The sequence below is a fragment of the Amycolatopsis sp. NPDC104819 genome (assembly GCF_055583145.1).
In genome coordinates this window covers 41,831-57,774 of sequence record NZ_JBVJON010000012.1, presented here as the reverse complement: position 1 = coordinate 57,774, position 15,944 = coordinate 41,831, and the positions used below count along the sequence as shown (strand labels likewise).

Below are 15,944 nucleotides of genomic sequence, written 5' to 3'. Positions count from 1 at the left end.
CTCGAGACGAGCCGGACCCACCCCACCCTAGCCGCCGCCGGGGCGGCGGCCAGGGCGGTGAAGGGGTGCGTCAGGCTCCGGCCGCCGCCGTGATGGCCCGGCCTGTCAAGACCTGGGCCAGGTGACGGCGGTATTCGACGTCGGCGTTGCTGTCGACCGGCGGATTCGTGCCTTCCGCCGCATGGGAAGCCGCCGCGGCGATGGAATCCGCCGAGGCCTGGACGCCGACCAGCGCCGCTTCGACACCAGACGCCCGCACTGGAGTCGAACCCATGTTCGTCAGCGCGACCCGGGCTTCCTCGATGACACCCGCTTCGGTGCGGACGGTGACCGCGACCGCGACCATCGACCACGCCTGGGCGACCCGGTTGAACTTCTCGTAGTGCGCCCGCCACCCGGTGTGCTTGGGCACGCGGACCTCGACCAGCAGCTCGTCCGGCGCCAGCGCCGTGGTGAACAGGTCCTGGAAGAACTCCGCGGCCGGCACCGTCCGCCGTCCCGATGGCCCGGCGACGACCAGCGACGCGTCCAGCGCCAGCACCGGCGCGAGGAGGTCCCCGGCCGGGTCGGCGTGCGAAATCGCGCCGCCCAAAGTCCCGCGGTGGCGGATCTGCGGATCGGCGACCGTGTCCGTCGCCTCTTTCAACAGAGCCGCGTGCGACGCGATCAGCGAGTCGCGCTGGACGTCGTAGTGCGTCGTCATCGCGCCGATCACCAACGTGTCACCGTCCTCGCGCACGCCGCGCAGCTCCGCGACGCGCCCGAGGTCGATCAACGTCGTCGGCGTGGCGAGCCGCATCCGCAGCACCGGCAGCAGGCTCTGCCCGCCGGCCAGCACCTTGGCGTCCTCGCCCGCCGACGCCAGCGCCTGCACCGCTTCGTCCACTGTGGACGGGCGGACGTAGTCGAAGGAAGCCGGGATCACTGCGCACCTCCGGTGGCGTCGATCGAACCGAGGCCGCCGCCGGCCTCGTCGCGGCCGGGGCCGCCGGCGTCGGTCGTGCCGTGGTGCATCGCGTGCCACACCCGCATCGGCGTCAACGGCATCTCGATGTCGTTCACCCCGAAGTGGCGCACCGCGTCGATCACCGCGTTGACCACCGCCGGCGTGGACGCGATCGTGCCCGCTTCCCCGACGCCCTTGGCGCCGAGCGGGTTCGTCGTCGACGGCGTTTCCGTGCGGTCGGTGGTGAACGAGGGCAGGTCGGCCGCCGACGGCAGCAGGTAGTCGGCGAACGTGCCGGTGGTGAGCGTGCCGCTTTCGTCGTGCTCGGTGCCTTCGAACAGCGCCTGCGCGATGCCCTGCGCGAGCCCGCCGTGCACCTGGCCCTCGACGATCAGCGGGTTCACCGCGACGCCGACGTCGTCGACGCAGACATACGAGCGCAGCTTGATCCGGCCCGTCTCGGTGTCCACTTCGGCCGCGCACAGGTGCGTGCCGTGCGGGAACGAGAAGTTCTCCGGGTCGAACGTCGCGTCCGAGTCGAGGGACGGCTCGACCCCGTCGGGCAGGTTGTGCGCGGCGAACACCGCGAGCGCGACGTCGCCCATCGACGTCGACGTGTCGGTGCCCTTCACCGTGAACTTGCCGTTCGCGAACTCCAGGTCGTCTTCGGCGCATTCGAGCAGGTGCGCCGCGATCGGCTTGGCCTTCGCGACGACCTTCTCCGCCGCCTTGACGACGGCGATCCCGCCGACGACCAGCGACCGCGAGCCGTAGGTGTCCATGCCCTTGTGCGACGACTGCGTGTCGCCGTGCAGGATTTCGACGTCCTCGAACGCGACGCCCAGCTGGTCGGCGACGATCTGGCTCCACGCCGTCTCGTGCCCCTGGCCGTGCGCGGACGCGCCGGTCATCACCTCGACCTTGCCGGTGGGCAGCATCCGGATCGACGCGTACTCCCAGCCGCCGGCGCCGTAGTCGAGCGAGCCGAGCACCCGCGACGGCGCGAGCCCGCACATCTCGGTGAACGTCGAGATGCCGATGCCGAGCTGCACCTTGTCGCCCGACGCGCGGCGCTTCTCCTGCTCGGCGCGCAGGCCGTCGTAGTCGAAGAGCTCCTTGGCCTTGGCCGTCGCCGCCTCGTAGTTGCCGGAGTCGTAGGTCAGCCCGCACACCGTGGTGAACGGGAACTCCTCGTGCTTGATCCAGTTCTTCTCGCGCAGCTCCAGGGGGTCCATGCCGAGCTCGACGGCGAGCTCGTCCATGATCCGTTCGATCCCGAACGTCGCCTCCGGCCGGCCGGCGCCGCGGTAGGCGTCGGTCAGCGTCGTCGTCGTGTACACGTTGGTGCACGCGAAGTGGTACGCCGGGATCTTGTAGATCGCGTTGAACATGAACGCGCCGAGGATCGGCACGCCGGGGCCGACGAGCCCGTTGTACGCGCCGAGGTTGGCGAGCAGCTCGACCTTGAGGCCGGTCACCTGGCCTTCGCGCGTGGCCGAGACGGTGATGTCCTGGATCTGGTCGCGGCCGTGGTGGGCGGCGAGCATGGTCTCGGACCGCGACTCGTTCCACTTGACCGGTTTGCCGAGCTTCCGCGCGACCAGCAGCGACATCATCTCTTCGGGCAGGACGCCGATCTTGCCGCCGAAACCGCCGCCGACGTCGGGGGCGATCACGCGCAGCTTGTGCTCGGGGATGCCGAGCGTCAGCGCCGACATCACACGCAGGATGTGCGGGACCTGCGTGGCCGACCACATCGTGAGCTGAGCGGCTGTCGGGTCGACCACGCAGGCGCGCGGCTCCATGAAGGCCGGGACGAGACGTTGCTGGCGGAAGCGGCGCTTGAGCACGACTTCGGACGAGCTGATCGCGTCCTCGACGTTGCCGCCGGTGCCGGCCTCGCCGGAGTCGAACTTCCAGACCGCGCTCGTGTTGCTGCCCTGGTCCTCGTGCACCAGCGGCGCGCCGTCGGCGATCGCGGCTTCCATGTCGAGGACGACCGGGAGCTCGTCGTACTCGACGTCGATCTCCTCGAGCGCGTCGTGCGCTTCGGCGGACGAACGCGCGACGACGACCGCGACGCCTTCACCGGCGAAGTTGACCTGGTCGGACGCGAGAACCGGCCGGCGTGGCGCCTTCATGTCCTGCGTGATCGGCCACGCGCAGGGCATGCCGATCGCGCCGTCCGGGTCGAGGTCCTTCGCGGTGTAGACGGCGACGACGCCGGACGCGCCCTTCGCCGCCGACGTGTCGATCGAGACGATCTTGGCGTGCGCGAACGGGCTGCGCAGGACGGCCATGTGCAGCATGCCCGGCAGCGCGATGTTGTCGGTCCAGCGGGTGCGCCCGCTGATCAGCCGCTCGTCTTCCTTGCGGCGCCGGGACTTTCCGACCTCCGGTTCGATCGTGGCGGTCATCAGTCACCACCCACGCCGACGTGCTTGGTCTCGGTGATCCGCTCGGCTTCGGGGCCGGCGCCGGGGCTCATGTGCTGCGCGGCGTCGCGGACCGCGCGGACGATGTTCTGGTAACCGGTGCAGCGGCACAGGTTGCCTTCGAGTCCTTCGCGGACGGCCTGTTCGTCCGGATCCGGGTTGTCGGCCAGCAGGTCGATCGACTGCATGATCATGCCGGGGGTGCAGAACCCGCACTGCAGCGCGTGGTTGTCGTGGAACGCCTGCTGGACGGGGTGCAGCTTGCCGTCGCGGGCGAGGCCCTCGATCGTGGTGACCTCGCAGCCGTCGGCCTGCACCGCCAGAACAGAACAGGATTTCACGCTGTGCCCGTCGAGGTGGACGGTGCAGGCTCCGCAGTTGCTGGTGTCGCAGCCCACGACGGTGCCGACTTTGCCGAGCTTTTCGCGCAGGTGGTGGACCAGCAAGGTGCGGGGCTCGACCTCGTCGGTGTACTTCGTCCCGTCGACAGTGACGGTGATGCGCATCAGGCCTCCAAGAACCGGTTCGGGAACGGCCAGACCCGACCGTGATCGGGCTCACAGACCCGAGCGTGCTACGCGTTCTTGGCGCGGACAAGTCCTGGTGTCACAGGTTCGGGCGTCGCTTCCGCAGGTGCGGGTGAATCCACAGTGGAATCTCCGCATCCGCGGAAGCGCCGTCCGGGTGAACTTTTCAGCCGTGGATGCGCCCGGTGAGTTCCGCGAGCCGCTGGCCGCCGCCGCCCCATCGCAGCGCGATGATCTCGGCCGCGATCGACACCGCCGTCTCCTCGGGGGTGCGGGCGCCGAGATCAAGACCGATCGGCGACGACAGCCGCTCCAGCTCCCCCTCGGTGATCCCGGCCTCGCGCAGGCGGGAGAACCGGTCGTCGTGCGTCTTGCGGGAGCCCATCGCGCCGACGTAACCGACCTCCAGGCGCAGCGCGACCTCCAGCAGCGGGACGTCGAACTTGGGGTCGTGGGTCAGCACCGCGATCGCCGTGCGCTGGTCGATCCGGCCCGCGTCGGCCTCCGCGGTCAGGTAGCGGTGCGGCCAGTCGACGACGACCTCGTGCGCGTCCGGGAAGCGGCTGCTGGTGGCGAACACCGGCCGCGCGTCGCACACCGTGACCTGGTAACCGAGGTAGGCGCCCATGCGCGCCATCGCGGCGGCGAAGTCGATCGCGCCGAACACGAGCAGGCGGGGCGGCGGCTCGAAGGAGTTGACGAACACCGCCATGCCCTCGCCGCGGCGCTGCCCGTCCGGGCCGTAGTGCAGGGTGCCGGTGCGGCCGCTGGCCAGCAGGCCGCGCGCGTCGTCGGCCACCGCGTCGTCCATCCGCGAGGAGCCCAGCGAGCCTTCGGTGCGGTCCGGCCAGACGATCATGTGCTCGCCGACCAGGCCCTCGTGCTCGTGTTCGATGACCGTGACGACCGCGACCGGCTCGCCGTTGCGCACGGACGCGACCACGTCGCCGAGCTCCGGCATCGATTCGCTGTCGACGTGCTCGACGTAGATGTCGATGATCCCGCCGCAGGTCAGGCCCACCGCGAACGCGTCGTCGTCGGTGACGCCGTACCGCTGCAGCACCGGCTTGCGCTCGGCGACGACTTCCTGCGCGAGCTCGTAGACCGCGCCCTCGACGCAGCCACCGGACACGCTGCCGGCGACGGTGCCGTCGGCGGCGACGACCATCGCCGCGCCGGGCGCGCGCGGCGCCGACGAGAAGGTGGCGACCACGGTGCCGAGCCCGACGGTTTCCCCCGCCGACCAGCGGCGGAACACGTCGTCCAGTACGTCACGCATCGGAAATCTCCCGGAGCAGTCGTTCCAAGGTGGCCAGGGTGTGCCCGGCCAGCAGCCGGTCGATGTGGGGCAGTGCGGCCACGATGCCCGACTGGACCGGAGCGTACCCCGCACGCCCGGCGTGCGGATTCACCCAGAATACGGCGTGCGCGAGCCGGCGCAGGTGGGCGAGCTGCTCGCCGAGCAGGCTGGTGTCGCCGCGTTCCCAGCCGTCGGAGAACACCGTGACGACCGCGCCGCGGGCCACCCCGCGCCGGCCCCAGCGGTTCAGGAAGGCTTGCAGCGTCTCGCCGAGCCGCGTGCCGCCGGCGAAGTCCGGCACCGCCGAACCCGCCGCGAGCATCGCGTGTTCGGGGTCGCGCTGACGCAGCTGGCGCGACACCCGCGTCAGGCGCGTGCCCAGCGTGAACACCTCGACGGACTGGGGCGCGGACCGTGTCAGGACGTGGGCGAACCGCAGCAGGGCGTCGGCGTACGGGCTCATCGAACCGGAGACGTCGATGAGCAGCACCACTCGCCGCGGCCGGCGGCCCCGGCGGACGTACGCGAGCTTCAGGGGTTCGCCGCCGCTGGCGAGCATCGCGCGCAAGGTCCGCGAGGGATCCAGGCGGCCGCGCCTCGACGGGGTCTTGCGCGAAGCCGGGCGTTTCGGGGGTGCCGGGTGCAGGGTCGCGAGCAGCTCGCGGAGGTGTTCGCGTTCGGCGGTGGTCAGCTCGGCGAGGTCGCGGTGGCGCAGCACCTCCTGGGCGCTCGCGGCGACTTTCAGCTGGTCACGGTCTTCACCGCCCTCGGCGTCGCCCCCGTCGGCGTCGACGAGCGGCGCGATCCGCGCCTGCTTCGGCGCGGCGGCCTTGGCCCGCTGCGGCGTGGACGTTTCGATCGAAAACCACCGGCTGAACGCCTCTTCGTAACACGGGAGGTCGTCGGGGCTCGAACACAGCGTCAGCCGTCCGGCCCAGTAGAGCTGCGTGGGCTCGGAGACGTCGATTTCGCCGACAGCCGTGAGGTACGCCTGCACGCGGTGCGCGTCGCAGGCGACACCTGCTTCGCGCAGTGCGGCGGCGAACCCGGCGTACCCGGCGACCGGATCGGCGGCGGTGGTCATCTTCCCATTGTGCGCCTGTTTCGGGCGCGCTGTCGGTGTCCCGGCGAGGAGTCGAACCTCGGACCTCGGCGTTCGTAGCGCCGCGCTCTGTCCTGCTGAGCTACCGAGACGGGGCGGCCTGCGCGCACCCCTCCCCGGGCAGGCGCAGACCGCGCTCTTCGCCGCGACCGACCCGAGGTAGCGAGAGGTGGGCGCGAAGAGCTTTCGGAAAGAATTTCAGCGAAGGGCACCGGAGATCGTGCCACTGCGGTTCCGGCGTTCGGTCACGATCTCCTCCTTTCGGTCCGGCTGTTCGGTGGTGAAAGAAGAATGCCGGACCCGTCGCGACGCGGCAACGCATTTAACGACACCGCCCCGGCAGTCCTTTGTGGACTACCGGGGCGGCGTGCGGTCGTGGTTCAGGAAGCCTTGATGCCGGGGGTGATCGGCGCGCAGCCGCGCAGGCCCGCCGTCTTGTTGAGCTCCAGCACCGGCGGCAGCGTCTTCTGCGCGTAAGCCTGCAGTTCCGCGAGTTTCGCGGCGTCGACTTGGTCGCGGCGGACGTGGAAACTGACCCAGTTGCGCGAGTCGACGGTCTGGTCGCCGGTCGGCCGGTTCACGAAGATCGTCTCGTAGTCGCTGGTGAAGCGCGGGTCCTGGTCGAACTGCAGCGTTGTGATCCACGAGCCGATGAACGTGATCAGCTCCGGCTTGGCCTGGGTGAACACGTAGTCGCGCAGACCGGCCATGTCGGCTTCGTGCAGGTAGTCGGCGATCGGCTTGTCCCCGAGCCCGGCCAGGTCGAGCACGCGGATGCGGCTGCCCAGCGACGTCCCGCCGAGGTCGATGAGCCCGACCTGCGCGGTGTCGGGCAGCTTCAGGATGTCGGCAAAACCGTTGATGGTCCGCGCGTCGCGCTCGGCGACGATGCACATCGCGGTCTTGACGTTGGCGCGGTACTGCGTGCCCTGCTGGTAGAGCCCGTTCAGCGAGCTGACCAGCCCGACCACGAGCAGGCAGGCCAGCACGATCCGGCCGCGGAGCCGGGTCGCGGCCAGCGCCTCGACGACGACCACCGCGCCGCCGAACGCGCCGAGCGTCCACACCGGGGTGGCGAACCGCAACTGGCCCATCCAGTCGTACTCGAGCACGACGAACGCGACGACGGTGAGCCCGAACGGCACGAGCAGCGCGATCAGCCCCGTGCGCAGCCCCGACGGGCGGACCAGCAGCAGCACCAGGCACGCGACCGCGACCGCGACGACCAGCCAGCCCACGTAGTCGACGATCTGGCCGGGCGCGGCGAGGTCGGCGAGAGTAGGCGGCTCCTGCCCCTTCGCGACGGCGGTGTTGGGCACCAGCCGGCCGAACTCGAACCAGCGGAAGACCACGTAAGCGCCGTACGGCACGGCGAACCCGGCGACGGAGGCGAGCACGGCGCGGACGCTGCGGCCGAGCACGTCCCGCTTGAGGAACAGCAGGACGGTGATCGGGTACGCGCCGGCGTAGATGATCCCGTCCGGCCGGGTCAGCGCGGCCAGCATGGCGATCAGGCCGGTGCCGGCGGCGACCTGGTAGCTCAGCAGCCGGCCGCTCTGCACCGCCCGCAGGGTCACGACGGCGAGCGCGGCGACGGTCAGCGCGTAGAACGAGTTCTCCAGCCCGGAGAAGCACCAGATCACGAACGACGGGATCGCGGCGAGCGTGGCGCCGGCGAGGAAGGTGATCAGCGCCGGGCGGCGGCTGAGCGTCTTCGCGCCGAAGTAGAAGAAGACGAGCACGCCGACGCAGCAGGCGAGGGCAAGCGCTTTCGGGAAGAGGATCTGGTCGGAGATGCCGAACAGCGTGCCGTGGTCGAACAGGCCGACCAGCTTGCCCAGCGCCAGCAGGATCATCCAGGTGGGGTTGGAGTACCCCTCGACCGGCGAGGCGCCGGGCTGCAGCACCGGGCCGAAGCCGTCGGCGACGTTGCGCGAGTAGGCGAAGGTGATGGCCGCGTCGTCGATCAGCCAGTTGCCGTAGAGCGAGGCGTGCACGGCGATCAGCGCGGTGCCCCCGAGGACCGCGGCCACGGCGGCGAGCTTGCCGCGCCACCCCAGCCGGGTCGCCACCGGAGCCGGTCGGCCCTCATCCGGGGCCGGCTCGGCCAGTGGCCTGGCCTCGGTCGTTTCCGCCACGCTCATTCCGCAGGTCCTCCCCCGCCTTCGGTGGTTCCCCGGACCGGCCGGTCAAGCGCGCTCACGCTCACGCGAACAAGGCATCGAGTTTCGCCCGGACCCGGTCGAGGTCTTCGCTGTACTTCAGCACCGCGCCGAGCGTCCGCGCCGCCGATGCCGCGTCCAGCTCGTCTCGCTGTAGAGCCATCAGGGCTTTCGCCCAATCGAGTGATTCCGCTACTCCTGGTGGCTTCAGCAGGTCCATTTGGCGGAGCCGTTGCACCGCTTCAGCCACCTGCCGAGCAAGGAGTTCACCTATTCGCGGGATCCTACGGCGCAGGATCGTGACCTCCCGAACCAGGTCCGGGTGTTCCAGCCAGTGGTAGAGGCAGCGGCGCTTGAGCGCGTCGTGCACCTCGCGGGTCCGGTTGGAGGTCAGCACCACCAGCGGCGGCACTTCGGCGCGGACCTCGCCGTACTCGGGGATGGTGACGGCGTGCTCGTCGAGCAGCTGCAGCAGGAAGGCCTCGAACTCGTCGTCGGCCCGGTCGATCTCGTCGACGAGCAGCACGCACGGTGTGGTGATGAGGGCCTGCAGCAGCGGCCGGGCCAGCAGGAACCGCTCGGTGTAGAGCGACCGTTCGGCGGCCTCGACGTCGACGACGCCGTCGTTGGCCGCCTCGAGGGCCCGCAGGTGCAGCAGCTGCCGAGGGAAGTCCCATTCGTAGAGCGCTTGGGCGGCGTCGATGCCCTCGTGGCACTGGAGCCGGATGAGCGGCCGGTCGAGAGCGGTGGCGAGCGCCAGGGCGAGCGAGGTCTTGCCGGTGCCGGGTTCGCCTTCGCAGAAGAGCGGACGCCCCATCCGCAGAGCGAGGAACCCGGCGGTCGCAAGCCCGTCATCGGCGAGATAGCCGGTCGCGTCGAGGGCAGCGGCGAGTTCTTCAGGCGAGTCGGTCACGGAGTCGATCGTAGGCGGAGGGTGCGGCGGTTGCCGGGGTGTGGTTGACGGAGTTGGGGCGGGCGGTGAGGTGGGAGGTGGTGAGGTGGCCGACGGCGGGTGCCCTGCGAGGAAGGCGACTGGCGGCCCGGGTGACCAGCGGCCAGGTGGTCGGTGGCGGACTGGCTGGCGATCAGTCGGCGGCAGCGCCCGACGCGAGGGTGGCCGACGGCGAGGTAGCCGGTGATGGCGGGCGGCCGAGGTGATCGGCGGCGGGCGGCCGATGGTCAGGTGGTCGGTGGATTGGTGGGTGGTGTTGTGGCTGGGAGGTCGGTGCGGCGGTCGACATCGCGGCCGCTGCCGAGGTCGGCGCACTCGATGAGGGTGAGGTCGGTGCGGGCGGCCAGCCAGTCGCGGGCGCCGCGGTCGCCTTGGGCGGATTCGGCGATCTCCTGCCACCAGTGGCGGCCGAGCAGCACCGGGTGGCCGGGTACGCCCTCGTAGGCCGCTCGGGCGACCGTTTTGGTGGTCGCGTCGGTGGCGACCCGGGTCAAGATTTCCGGGCCGACCCAGGGCAGGTCGACCAGGTGGACCAGGGCCGCTTCCGGGCCGTTGGTTTTGGTGAGGGCGGCCAGGCCCGCTTTGAGGGAGGCGCCCATGCCGCTCGCCCAGTCCTCGGCTTCCACTGCTTGGGCGGGGTCGGGCAGGAGTGCCCGGACTTCGTTGGAGGCCGCGCCGAGGACAACCCTGATCGGATCGCAGCCTGCGGCGGTGAGAGTTCGGAGGGCTCGGAGCACGAGTGGTTCACCGTCGATTTCGGCGAGCGCCTTGGGGCCACCGAAGCGACGGCCGGCTCCGGCGGCGAGGAGGAGACCCGCGACCGGACGGGTGGACCGAGTCATGGGCGCACCTGCGCCGCTGGGAAGGGTGCGGGCTCTGCTCGCCGGAACCGCACTGAGGCGGGGTGCGGGGCTTCGCTCATCGCCTGCTCAGCCATGGGCTCTGGCTGCCGGAATCGCACTGAAGCGGGTGCGTAGCCGTGGCTCTGCTCAGCCATGGGCTCGGCTTGGGGCGCCTACGGCCAGATCTGCTTCGATCGCTCGGGCCGTCTCCAGCAGGGGTGGGACCAGGTCCTCCCTTACCGAGTCCGCCGTTGTGCGGCTGGCGTGCGTGGACAAGTTCACCGCCGCCACTACTCGGCCCTTGCGGTCGTGGATCGGGGCTGCCACCGAACGGAGGCCTTCCTCCAGCTCCTGGTCGACCATCGCCCAGCCCTGGCCGGTCACCGTTGCCAGTTCCGCTCGGAGGCCGTCCGGGGACGTGACCGTGCGGTCGGTCAGGCGGTCCAGCCTTGCGACCACTAGGTACGCCTCCAGCTCTGCCTTGCTCAGCCCGGCCAGCAGCACGTGACCCATCGATGTCGCGTACGCCGGGAAGCGGGTGCCCACGTTGATGCTCACCGTCATGATTCGGGAGACCGCCACGCGCGCCACGTAGACGATGTCCGTTCCCTCCAGGACCGAGACCGAGCTCGACTCGTGGACCTCCCCGGACAGGCGCTCCAGGTGGGGCTGCGCCACCTCGGGCAGCGTCATGCTCGACAAGTACGCGTACCCCAGCTCCAGCACCCTCGCCGTGAGCGAGAAGTACTTGCCGTCCGTGCGGACGTAGCCCAGGTCGGCCAGCGTCAGCAGGAAGCGGCGCGCCGCCGCTCGGGTGAGGCCCGTTGCGCGGGCTACGTCGCTCAGGGTCAGCTCTGCCGCGCCCGCGTGGAACGCCTTGATCACGGCCAGACCGCGCTCCAGCGACTGCACGTGGTGGGCGCCTCGGTGCGCCGGCTCGGCTTCGATGCGCCTCCCCGTGTCCATTCCCGGCACCCTATCCGGCGTCGGCCGGCAGGGCGGTCGGCTCGCCGAGCTCGGCCAGGGTGCGCTGCGCGATGGCGAACGCCGCGTTCGCCGCCGGCGCGCCCGCGTAGACCGCCGTGTGCAGGAGGACCTCGCCGATCTCCGCCGCCGTGAGGCCGTTGCGGACCGCCGCGCGGACGTGCATCGCCAGCTCGTTGTGCGCCTGCAGCGCGGTCAGCGCCGCCAGTGTGACGCAGCTGCGCGTGCGCCGGTCCAGGCCGTCGCGGGACCACACCGAACCCCACGCGCCTTCGGTGATGTAGTCCTGGAACGGGCGGCTGAAGTCCGTGGTGCCTGCGACCGCGCGGTCGACGTGCTCGTCGCCGAGCACCTCGCGGCGGACCTTCATGCCCTGCTCGTGCCGGTCTTCGCTCACAGCGCCTCCAGATGTCCGAGGATCAGCGTGGTGAACTCCTCGGGCTGCTCGTAGTTGCCCAGGTGCGCGGCGTCCGGGACGACCTCCAGCCGCGCGCCCGGGATGCCCGCCGCGATCAGGTCCGCGTGGCCTTCCGGTGGGGTGACCGGGTCGTCGGCCCCCGCGATGACCAGGGTGGGTGCGGTGATCTTCGGCAGCACGTCGAGCAGATCCATCCGCTCGATCGCGCCGCAGCAGGCCGCGTAGCCCTCGGCCGGGACGGCGGTGATCATCGAGCGCAGGTACGCGGCGCGGTCCGGGTGCCGCTCGGCGTAGCCCGGTGTCAGCCAGCGGCCGACGCCGGCGGCGGCCACCGCGCCGGTGCCGTTCTCGCGGACCGTGCGGGCTCGGTCGACCCACATCTGCGGCGGGCCGAGCTTCGCGGACGTGCAGCAGAGCACCAGGCTCGCGACCCGGTCCGGCGCGTGGACGCCGAGCCACATCCCCGTCATCGCGCCGAGCGACAGGCCCACGAGGTGTGCCTGCGCGACCTCGAGCTCGTCGAGCATCGCCAGGACGTCGGCGCCCAGGTCTTCGAGGTCGTAGGGCCCCGGCGGCACCGGTGAGGCGCCGTGCCCGCGGGTGTCGTACCGCACCACCCGGAAACCGCGCTCCAGCAGCGGGACCACCTGCGGCTCCCACATCCGGACGTCGCTGCCGAGCGACCCGCCCAGGACCACCACCGGCCCGTCTTCGGGCCCTTCGACAACCCGGTGCACCTGCACGGCAGCCACGCCCTCGCCTCCGTTCGCGCTTGTCATACCCGGAAGAACACGGTTTCACCGTCACCCTGGAGCCGCACGTCGAAGCGGTAACCGTCGTCGGTCTTCGCCGCGATGAGCGTGGCTCGGCGCTCTGCCGGGACGGTCGCCAGCACCGGGTCTTCCGAGTTGTCCTGGTCTTCGAAGTAGATCCGCGTGACGACCCGGTTGAGCAGGCCGCGCGCGAACACCGACACGTCGATGTGCCGGGCCTGCCTGGTGCCGCCCCCGCCGGGCAGCGCGCCCGGCAGCAGCGTGAGGATCCCGTACGTGCCGTCGGTGGTCGTCGGGCAGCGGCCGAAGCCGCGGAACTCGCCGGACGCCTCGCCGCGCGGGTCGTCCGGGTGGCGGAAGCCGCCGTCCGGGTCGGCCTGCCAGGTCTCGATCATCGCGTCCGGGATCGGGTCGCCGTTGCCGTCGCGCACGATGCCGCGGATCCAGAACGCGCCGGGGGTGCCCTCGGGCACGACGAACGGGCCGTCGGGCCAGGGCAGGCCGATCGACAGGTACGGGCCGACGGTCTGCGAAGGGGTGGGCAGCAGCTTGGGCATCAGTCGTCGTCCTCCTCTTCCTCTTCGAACACCGACGCCTCGCGCCCGCGCAGGACGATGTCGAACTCGAACCCCAGCGCCCACTCGGACTGCGTGATCCCGTGGTCGTAGCGCGAGACCATCCGCTGCCGGGCCTGCTCGTCCGGGATGGAGTTGAAGATCGGGTCCTGGGAGAACAGCGGGTCGTCCGGGAAGTACATCTGGGTGACCAGCCGCTGGGTGAACGCCGAGCCGAACACCGAGAAGTGGATGTGCGCGGGGCGCCAGGCGTTGTCGTGGTTCTTCCACGGGTACGCGCCGGGCTTGATCGTGGTGAAGGTGTAGCGGCCGTCGCTGTCGGTCAGCGTGCGCCCGAGGCCGTCGAAGTTCGGGTCGAGCGGGGACGGCCAGCGGTCGCCGGTGTGCCGGTAGCGGCCGCCCGCGTTCGCCTGCCAGATCTCGACGAGCGAGTCGCGCACCGGGCGGCCGTCGCCGTCGAGCAGCCGGCCGGTGACGATGATCCGCTGGCCCTGCGGCTCCCCCGCGTGCTGCCGGGTGAGGTCGTTGTCGAGCTCGCCGAGACGGCCGGGGCCGAGCAGCGGGCCGGTGACCTCGGTGAGCATCTGCGGGAGGAGCACCAGCTCCTGCGTCGGGTGCCGCAGCGCCGTGGAGCGGTACCCGCTGTAGTCGAGGGGCGGGTGGGTGCCTTCGGGGTCTTCCCCGTAGCGGGGCAGCCTCAGTTCGGTCGGGGTAGCCACGGCGCCTCCCTCAGCGGCCTTCGAGGACGACGGCCAGGCCCTGGCCGACGCCGATGCAGATGGCGGCGAGTCCCCAGCCCCCGCCGCGGCGGTGCAGGTCGTGCGCCAGGGTGCCGAGGATCCGGCCGCCGGATGCGCCGAGCGGGTGGCCGATCGCGATCGCGCCGCCGTGGGTGTTGACGATCTCCGGGTCGAGGTCCTTCCAGTCGCGCAGGCACGCCAGCGACTGCGCGGCGAAGGCTTCGTTGAGCTCGACGGCGGCCAGGTCGTCCCAGCCGATGCCCGCGCGCTCCAGCGCGATCTCCGCGGCGCGCACCGGGCCGATGCCGAAGACGTCCGGGTCGACACCCGCCGCGCCGCGTCCGGCGATCCGGGCGAGCGGGGTGGCGTTGAGCCGGCCGGCGGTGGCCTCGTCGCCGAGGAGCAGGGCCGAGGCGCCGTCGTTCAGCGGGGAGGCGTTGCCCGCGGTGACGGTGCCGTTCTCCTTGCGGAAGGCGGGCTTCAGCTTGGCCAGCTTTTCGGGGCTGGAGTCCGGCCGGATGCCTTCGTCGCGGGCCAGCTCGACTCCCTCGACGGGGACGACCATGTCGTCGTAGAAGCCTTCGTCCCACGCCTTGGCCGCGTTGACGTGGCTGCGCGCGGCGAAGGCGTCCTGCTCGTCACGGTCGATGCCGTAGCGCTCGGCGAGCTGTTCGGTGGACTCGCCGAGGGAGACGGTCCACTGCGACGGCATCGCCGGGTTGACCATGCGCCAGCCGAGCGCGGTGTTGTACAGGGTCTGGTTGCCGGCCGGGAAGGCCTTCTCCGGCTTCGGCATGACCAGCGGTGAGCGGGTCATCGACTCGACACCGCCGGCGACGACGAGCGAGGCGTCGCCGACCTGGATGGCGCGGCTGGCCTGCATCACCGCGTCGAGGCCGGAGCCGCAGAGGCGGTTGACGGTGTTGCCCGGGACGCTGGTGGGCCAGCCGGCGAGGAGGGCGGCCATGCGGGCGACGTTGCGGTTGTCCTCACCCGCGCCGTTCGCGTCGCCGAGGGTGACTTCGTCCACTGTGGACGGATCGAGGTCGTGCCGCCGCTGGAGGGCTTTGAGGACACCCGCGGCCAGGTCGTCCGGGCGGACGCCGGCGAGGGCGCCGCCGTAGCGGCCGAAGGGGGTGCGGATCGCGTCGAGGACGTAGACGTCGGTCATGCCTTCTCCAGGTCTCGGAGCAGGGTCAGCTCCTGGTCGGTGGGGGCCGGGGTGGTCTTGAGGTCGTCCGCCACCTTCAGTTTCCACCCCGTCGCCTTGATCGCCTGGTCGAGCTCCACGCCGGGGTGGAGCTCGGTCAGCGTCAGCTCGGCGGTCTCCGGGTCCGGGCGCATCAGGCCGAGGTCGGTGACGACCAGCGTCGGGCCCTGGCCGGGGAGGCCGAGCTTCTCGCGGTCACCCTTGCCCGTTCCGTGGCCGAAGGACGTCACGAAGTCGACCTTCTCGACGAAGGCCCGGGGGCTCTGGCGCAGGACGATGAAGACCTCACCGCAGGAGGCCGCGATCTCGGGGGCGCCGCCCGCGCCGGGGAGGCGGACCTTCGGGTCGTGGTAGTCCGAGCCGATCACCGTGGTGTTGATGTTGCCGAACTTGTCCAGCTGGGCGGCGCCGAGGAAGCCGACGTCGATGCGGCCGGGCTGGAGCCAGTAGTTGAACACCTCGGGGACGCTGACCACGGCGTCGGCGGTGTCGGCCAGCTCGCCGTCGCCGATGGACAGCGGGAGGCGGGACGGCTTCGCGCCCAGGCAGCCGGATTCGTAGATCAGCGTGAGGTTGGGGGCGTGCGCGCGGCGGGCGAGGTTGGCCGCCTTGCTCGGGAGGCCGATGCCGACGAAGCAGGACATGCCGTCGCCGAGGGCGCGGGCCGCTGCGACGCTCATCATCTCGTCGGCCGTGTAGTCGGTGGTCATGCCTTCGCCTCCGCGGTGTGGCGGGGTTTGCCGGGGCTGTGGGGGTTTGGGGTGATGCGAGGGGGTGGCGGCTGGTCGGCCGGGGGGTGAGGGCTGCCGGGCGTGAGGCCAGGGCCGGACGAGGACTCGCGGATGTCGGAGGCCGCGACAGTGCGGGTCTGGCGAGTGGGCACCGCCTCGTAGAAGCGGGCAGTGGCCGGTCGGCCGGAGGCGAGGGCTGCCGGGCGTGAGGCGGGGCCGAACGAGACCTCGCGAAGGTCGGAGACCG

Annotated in this window: 15 protein-coding genes and 1 tRNA gene; all 16 read right to left on the bottom strand. The window is 71.3% G+C overall.

Going from position 1 to position 15,944, the window contains the following annotated elements; all coding sequences use genetic code 11:
* Window positions 1-70 precede the first annotated feature (70 nt).
* The gene (locus ACZ63E_RS33205; protein WP_465310539.1) at window positions 71-925 is read right to left on the bottom strand and encodes an FAD binding domain-containing protein; all 855 of its coding nucleotides are present in this window, start codon (window positions 923-925) and stop codon (window positions 71-73) included.
* Entirely contained in the window at window positions 922-3,363 is a 2,442-nt protein-coding gene (locus ACZ63E_RS33200) for a xanthine dehydrogenase family protein molybdopterin-binding subunit (protein WP_465340150.1), read from the bottom strand. The genes ACZ63E_RS33205 and ACZ63E_RS33200 overlap by 4 nt, the downstream gene beginning before the upstream one ends.
* The gene (locus ACZ63E_RS33195) at window positions 3,363-3,887 is read right to left on the bottom strand and encodes a (2Fe-2S)-binding protein (RefSeq protein WP_465340149.1); all 525 of its coding nucleotides are present in this window, start codon (window positions 3,885-3,887) and stop codon (window positions 3,363-3,365) included. The genes ACZ63E_RS33200 and ACZ63E_RS33195 overlap by 1 nt, the downstream gene beginning before the upstream one ends.
* 187 nt (window positions 3,888-4,074) lie before the next feature.
* Window positions 4,075-5,187: an XdhC family protein gene (locus ACZ63E_RS33190; RefSeq protein ID WP_465340147.1), complete on the bottom strand. Its 1,113-nt coding sequence runs from the start codon at window positions 5,185-5,187 to the stop codon at window positions 4,075-4,077.
* Entirely contained in the window at window positions 5,180-6,292 is a 1,113-nt protein-coding gene (locus tag ACZ63E_RS33185; RefSeq protein WP_465340145.1) for a vWA domain-containing protein, read from the bottom strand. The genes ACZ63E_RS33190 and ACZ63E_RS33185 overlap by 8 nt, the downstream gene beginning before the upstream one ends.
* A 36-nt stretch (window positions 6,293-6,328) precedes the next feature.
* Window positions 6,329-6,402, bottom strand: a tRNA-Arg gene (locus ACZ63E_RS33180).
* Between the two features lie 288 nt (window positions 6,403-6,690).
* Window positions 6,691-8,454, bottom strand: coding sequence for a hypothetical protein (locus ACZ63E_RS33175; protein ID WP_465340144.1), 1,764 nt, complete (start codon window positions 8,452-8,454; stop codon window positions 6,691-6,693).
* 61 nt (window positions 8,455-8,515) lie between these two features.
* On the bottom strand, window positions 8,516-9,385 hold the full coding sequence (locus ACZ63E_RS33170) for an AAA family ATPase (RefSeq protein ID WP_465310533.1): 870 nt from the start codon (window positions 9,383-9,385) through the stop codon (window positions 8,516-8,518).
* A gap of 266 nt (window positions 9,386-9,651) precedes the next feature.
* Window positions 9,652-10,266, bottom strand: a complete 615-nt coding sequence (locus ACZ63E_RS33165) for a nucleotidyltransferase family protein (RefSeq protein ID WP_465340143.1) — start codon at window positions 10,264-10,266, stop codon at window positions 9,652-9,654.
* 147 nt (window positions 10,267-10,413) lie between these two features.
* Complete coding sequence (locus tag ACZ63E_RS33160) at window positions 10,414-11,232, bottom strand: IclR family transcriptional regulator domain-containing protein (protein ID WP_465340142.1); 819 nt, start codon at window positions 11,230-11,232, stop codon at window positions 10,414-10,416.
* A gap of 10 nt (window positions 11,233-11,242) precedes the next feature.
* Window positions 11,243-11,647, bottom strand: coding sequence for a 4-carboxymuconolactone decarboxylase (gene pcaC / locus ACZ63E_RS33155; RefSeq protein WP_465310529.1), 405 nt, complete (start codon window positions 11,645-11,647; stop codon window positions 11,243-11,245).
* Entirely contained in the window at window positions 11,644-12,420 is a 777-nt protein-coding gene (pcaD, locus tag ACZ63E_RS33150) for a 3-oxoadipate enol-lactonase (RefSeq protein ID WP_465340141.1), read from the bottom strand. The genes pcaC and pcaD overlap by 4 nt, the downstream gene beginning before the upstream one ends.
* Window positions 12,421-12,443: 23 nt before the next feature.
* Window positions 12,444-12,998, bottom strand: a complete 555-nt coding sequence (pcaG, locus tag ACZ63E_RS33145; RefSeq protein ID WP_465340140.1) for a protocatechuate 3,4-dioxygenase subunit alpha — start codon at window positions 12,996-12,998, stop codon at window positions 12,444-12,446.
* Window positions 12,998-13,735, bottom strand: coding sequence for a protocatechuate 3,4-dioxygenase subunit beta (pcaH, locus tag ACZ63E_RS33140; RefSeq protein WP_465340138.1), 738 nt, complete (start codon window positions 13,733-13,735; stop codon window positions 12,998-13,000). The genes pcaG and pcaH overlap by 1 nt, the downstream gene beginning before the upstream one ends.
* Before the next feature lie 10 nt (window positions 13,736-13,745).
* The gene (locus tag ACZ63E_RS33135) at window positions 13,746-14,927 is read right to left on the bottom strand and encodes a thiolase family protein (protein ID WP_465340137.1); all 1,182 of its coding nucleotides are present in this window, start codon (window positions 14,925-14,927) and stop codon (window positions 13,746-13,748) included.
* A complete protein-coding gene (locus ACZ63E_RS33130) occupies window positions 14,924-15,676 on the bottom strand; it encodes a CoA-transferase subunit beta (RefSeq protein WP_465310524.1) in 753 nt (250 codons plus the stop codon). Before ACZ63E_RS33130 ends, ACZ63E_RS33135 begins: the two co-directional genes overlap by 4 nt.
* Between the last annotated feature and the right edge of the window lie 268 nt (window positions 15,677-15,944).

Excerpts from the sequence above, each read along its gene's own strand:
- ACZ63E_RS33195 (WP_465340149.1), bottom strand. The coding sequence starts at position 3,887 with ATGCGCATCACCGTCACTGTCGACGGGACGAAGTACACCGACGAGGTC.
- pcaG (WP_465340140.1), bottom strand. The coding sequence starts at position 12,998 with ATGCCCAAGCTGCTGCCCACCCCTTCGCAGACCGTCGGCCCGTACCTG.
- ACZ63E_RS33160 (WP_465340142.1), bottom strand. The coding sequence starts at position 11,232 with ATGGACACGGGGAGGCGCATCGAAGCCGAGCCGGCGCACCGAGGCGCC.
- ACZ63E_RS33190 (WP_465340147.1), bottom strand. The coding sequence starts at position 5,187 with ATGCGTGACGTACTGGACGACGTGTTCCGCCGCTGGTCGGCGGGGGAA.
- ACZ63E_RS33165 (WP_465340143.1), bottom strand. The coding sequence starts at position 10,266 with ATGACTCGGTCCACCCGTCCGGTCGCGGGTCTCCTCCTCGCCGCCGGA.
- ACZ63E_RS33200 (WP_465340150.1), bottom strand. The coding sequence starts at position 3,363 with ATGACCGCCACGATCGAACCGGAGGTCGGAAAGTCCCGGCGCCGCAAG.
- ACZ63E_RS33185 (WP_465340145.1), bottom strand. The coding sequence starts at position 6,292 with ATGACCACCGCCGCCGATCCGGTCGCCGGGTACGCCGGGTTCGCCGCC.
- ACZ63E_RS33135 (WP_465340137.1), bottom strand. The coding sequence starts at position 14,927 with ATGACCGACGTCTACGTCCTCGACGCGATCCGCACCCCCTTCGGCCGC.
- ACZ63E_RS33130 (WP_465310524.1), bottom strand. The coding sequence starts at position 15,676 with ATGACCACCGACTACACGGCCGACGAGATGATGAGCGTCGCAGCGGCC.
- ACZ63E_RS33175 (WP_465340144.1), bottom strand. The coding sequence starts at position 8,454 with ATGAGCGTGGCGGAAACGACCGAGGCCAGGCCACTGGCCGAGCCGGCC.